Origin of the sequence: Eggerthella sp. (assembly GCF_048329335.1) — a bacterium.
GTDB classification, from domain to species: domain Bacteria; phylum Actinomycetota; class Coriobacteriia; order Coriobacteriales; family Eggerthellaceae; genus Eggerthella; species Eggerthella lenta.
The window spans coordinates 1-3598 of sequence record NZ_DBFEGU010000178.1 but is presented as its reverse complement, the minus strand read 5'-3'; the positions used below and the strand labels follow the sequence as shown (position 1 = coordinate 3598).

General features: G+C 67.0%; 4 protein-coding genes and 1 pseudogene. All 5 read left to right on the top strand.

Annotated features, from left to right (window positions below; all coding sequences use genetic code 11):
* A pseudogene (locus ACMO6A_RS05925) lies at positions 1-1008 on the top strand (hypothetical protein); the annotation flags it as partial.
* An 81-nt stretch (positions 1009-1089) separates the two neighbouring features.
* Positions 1090-1884: a hypothetical protein gene (locus ACMO6A_RS05920; protein WP_086414985.1), complete on the top strand. Its 795-nt coding sequence runs from the start codon at positions 1090-1092 to the stop codon at positions 1882-1884.
* Positions 1885-1898: 14 nt separating this feature from the next.
* On the top strand, positions 1899-2660 hold the full coding sequence (locus tag ACMO6A_RS05915; RefSeq protein WP_009608133.1) for a TorD/DmsD family molecular chaperone: 762 nt from the start codon (positions 1899-1901) through the stop codon (positions 2658-2660).
* Positions 2660-3301 carry a 4Fe-4S dicluster domain-containing protein gene (locus ACMO6A_RS05910; RefSeq protein ID WP_009608137.1) on the top strand — a complete coding sequence of 214 codons (642 nt, stop codon included), beginning with the start codon at positions 2660-2662 and terminating at the stop codon, positions 3299-3301. The genes ACMO6A_RS05915 and ACMO6A_RS05910 overlap by 1 nt, the downstream gene beginning before the upstream one ends.
* 5 nt (positions 3302-3306) lie before the next feature.
* Positions 3307-3598: 4Fe-4S binding protein (locus tag ACMO6A_RS05905; RefSeq protein ID WP_418470896.1), on the top strand; the 292-nt coding region annotated here is incomplete at its 3' end.

Below are 3598 nucleotides of genomic sequence, written 5' to 3'. Positions count from 1 at the left end.
GCGTCCGTGGGGGAGTGCCTGGTCGATGGCTTCCGGCCAGGCGACGTGGCTGTGGCCGTGCCGAACGCCGCTTGGGGCGAGCGCATCGCGGCTGAGTTGGAAGGGCGCGGCATCGCCGTGGAGCGCGGGTTCGACGGCGGGAAGATCAAGGGCGACCCGCGCACCGAGGGCCGTTACGCCGACCTCAAGCTGGCCGCGTTCCTGCGGTTGTACCTCGATCCGCACGATTTCACGTCGCTGCGCTCGTGGCTGGGGTTCGGCGATTGGCTGCTGCGCTCCGATGCGTTTTTGGAGCTGATGGCGTACGCGCGCGACCATGAGACGACCGTGCCCGAAGCCGTGGCGCAGCTGCGCACGCAGCGCGACGCCGACCGCTCCTCGACGATCTTCGGGAAGTTCGACGGCCCGCTGGACGAGCTGGACGAGCTGCTGCGCGCCTGCGCTGGCGGGTTGTCGCGCGATGCTGCCGTAGCGCTGTTCGAAGCGCACGGAATGCCGTTGTCCCCGCGCCACGTGGAGCTGCTGGGCGACGACCCTGCGCATGCGGACGTCGAGCGCTTGGCGCGCTGCGGGTTCGCGAAGCCGGTGGAGGACGTCGCGCGCGATGCCGTGCATGTGGTCTCCTACGCGCGCTGCCACGGGCGCCATGTGCGCACGGTGTTCGTCACCGGCCTGGTGAACGGCTTCTTGCCGGCGAACGACGCCGTGGACGACAAGTTCACCATCGACCATCGGCGCGTGGCGCTCGAACGCGAGCGCGCGCTGTTCCTGGACGTGCTGTCCTGTGCGAGCGAACGAGCGGTATGCACGCGGTTCGTGCGCGACCTTTTAGAGAACACCGCGTTCACGAAGGTGCAGACCTCGCGCGTGTTCGTGCGCGACGGCGAGCGCTTCGCGCGCGTGACGCCGTCGGAGTTCGCGTCGCTGACCGACGAGGTGCTCTCTCCCGCACCCGACGCGCCTCGCGAGCTGCCCACGAAGGTGCTGTACGCGTCTTCGACTTTGTAGCTCCAACGGTCTGACGACCGCGCGAACCTTCGCTGACTTTTCCTGACCGGTGATTTTGAAATGATGAAAGGACTGATAGATATGAGCGATGTTGATGTATTCGTGATCGATGACGATTTCGATCCCCTGGCCGACCTGAGCCTGGACGACGGCGAGCGGGACGATGCCGAGGCGGATTACCTGCCGCCCATCCCCGATGCCGACAAGAGCGTGGTGCCTCCCGTGGTGCCGTTGTCTGCGACCGAGCGCATCGAGAAGCTGCTGGCGGGCATTCCCGGCCAGCAGTTCCGCCTGCTGCACGCCGTGGAATTCTGCACCGAGCCGAAGACGATGGACGAGGCCGTGGCCAATTTGGACGCGGCGTATCCGAACACGACGAGCGTGTACGGCTCGGCGCAGGTGGTGCAGCTGCTCGAGCGCGACGGCGCGCTGGAGCGCATCGTGGACGAGGACGCCGCCCATGCGGCCGCCGGCGACGCTGCCGATACGCCCGCCGAGGACGAGGGCTTCATCTCGGTGACGCCCGCTCCGCCGTGTCACTACCGTGCCACGCAAGCGGGCCTCGATGCCGTCGCGGCGCACGTCAACGAGGGCCTCGTGGCGGAGCGGATCAGCGAAGACGAGCGCTATCTGCCCATCTTCCAGCGCGTGCTTGAGATGTGCGCGCGCGAAGGAGGCTGCCCCACCAAGGAGCTGGACCAGGCGGTGGACGGCGACCCGCTGTGCCAAGAGCCGCGCCGCTTCTGCGGGTTCTTCCGCGGCAAGCTGGAAGAAACAGGCGCCATCGAATGGCGCGACGCCTGGACCATCACCGATCTGGGGCGCAGCGTGCTCGCGTCCGGCTTGTTCGCCGCCGCTTCCCCGTCCGAACGCTAGAGAAGGAGCCACCCATGTCCCACGATCAGGAAACCACCATCGCCGACGTGCTGCGCGGCCGCATGGCAACCTACCAGTTCCTCTCGCGCCTGTTCCGCGTGGAGGTGGACCAGGAGCTGTACGACACGCTGATGTCCATGCGCTTCCCGGCGAACACCGGCAACGCGCTGGTGGACGAAGGCTACCGGATGATCTGCGGTTATCTGAGCCAAGCCGACGGCACGGTGCTCACCGAGCTGGCGGTGGACTACGTGCGCGCGTTCATCGGGTCGGGCAACGACGGCTTCTCGGCCGCGTACCCGTACGAGTCGGTGTACACGAGCCCGAAGCGCCTCATGATGCAGGACGCCCGCGACGAGGTGCTGGTGCTGTACCGCGCCTTCGGTCTGGACAAGCAGGAAAGCTGGAAGGAGGGCGAGGACCATATCGCGCTGGAGCTGGAGTTCGAGCAGATCCTATGCGAGCGCGCTATCAGGGCGTACGAGGCCGGCGACGAGGACGAGTGCCTGAAGCTGCTGCTGTCGCAGCGCAACTTCCTGGAGGACCACCTGCTGGCGTGGTACCCCATGATGGCGGCCGACTTGCAGAAGTTCCCGCAGACCGACTTCTACAAGGGCCTGGGCAAGCTGACCGACGGCTTCCTGCGCAACGACCGCGAATTTTTGGACGCCGTGCTGTCTGAGAACGAAGCGGATTGCCATCCAGAGCGGAGGCCGCAGGCCGAAGCCGAAGGATCCCGTGCGGCGTCGGCCGAAACCGAAGTCGAGGTTGCATGATGGACGAGCACGGCATCGAGCCCAAGCGCGATACGGGCCCCTGCGTGTCGCGCCGCACGTTCGCCCTGGGAGCCGTGGGAGCGTGCGCCGTCATCGGGCTGGGCGGCGTGAAGTACCTGCCCAGTGCCACGTTGCTGCGCCCGCCGGGCGGGCAGGACGAGGAGCAGCTGGCGCGCGGCTGCCTGCATTGCGAGAAGTGCCGCGAGGTGTGCCCGAAGCATGCCATCGCTCCTGCTCATCTTGAGGACGGCATCTTGAACGCGCGCACACCGCGCATGGACTTCAAAAGCGGCTGGTGCGATTTCTGCGAGAACGAGCCGGGCGGGCCGAAGTGCGTCGCGGCGTGCCCGACGCATGCGCTTTCGTGCCCCGACCCGTCGCAGGCGATCATCGGCAAGGCGGAGATCAACCGCGACTGGTGCCTTGCCGCGAAGGGCATGGGCTGCCACGAGTGCGTCGACGTGTGCAACTACGAGGCGCTCGAGCTGGGCGCCGACAACGTGCCGGTGGTGGACGTGGATGCGTGCAACGGCTGCGGCGCCTGCGAGCTGGCGTGCATCTCGCTGTCGGCAGGTTCCATCACGGCCGGCGCCACCGATCGCGCCATCGTCGTCCGTCCGACCGAAGAAGTGGAGGCGTGATCAGGATGAAGAAGCTCAAAACCTATCGGCTGCGGTTCCTGATCATGCTGGCGCTGCTGGCCGTGGTGGCCGTGGGGTACTTCACGGCCGGCGGCATCGGCAACTTCTGCGGCATCGGCTTCGAGTCCATCACGCTGCTGTGCCCCCTAGGCGCGCTGCTGGCCATGATCGCCGAGCGCACAGCCATCCCGATGGCCGTGATCAGCGTTGCGGTCGTGCTGCTGGTGTGTATCGTGCTAGGCAAGGTGTTCTGCGCCTGGGCGTGCCCCGTGCACTTCCTGTCGCGAGGAAGGAAGA

What these genes read in the sequence shown, in the direction of transcription:
- ACMO6A_RS05920 (WP_086414985.1), top strand. Translation starts at nt 1,090, where the DNA reads ATGAGCGATGTTGATGTATTCGTGATCGATGACGATTTCGATCCCCTG.
- ACMO6A_RS05915 (WP_009608133.1), top strand. Translation starts at nt 1,899, where the DNA reads ATGTCCCACGATCAGGAAACCACCATCGCCGACGTGCTGCGCGGCCGC.
- ACMO6A_RS05910 (WP_009608137.1), top strand. Translation starts at nt 2,660, where the DNA reads ATGGACGAGCACGGCATCGAGCCCAAGCGCGATACGGGCCCCTGCGTG.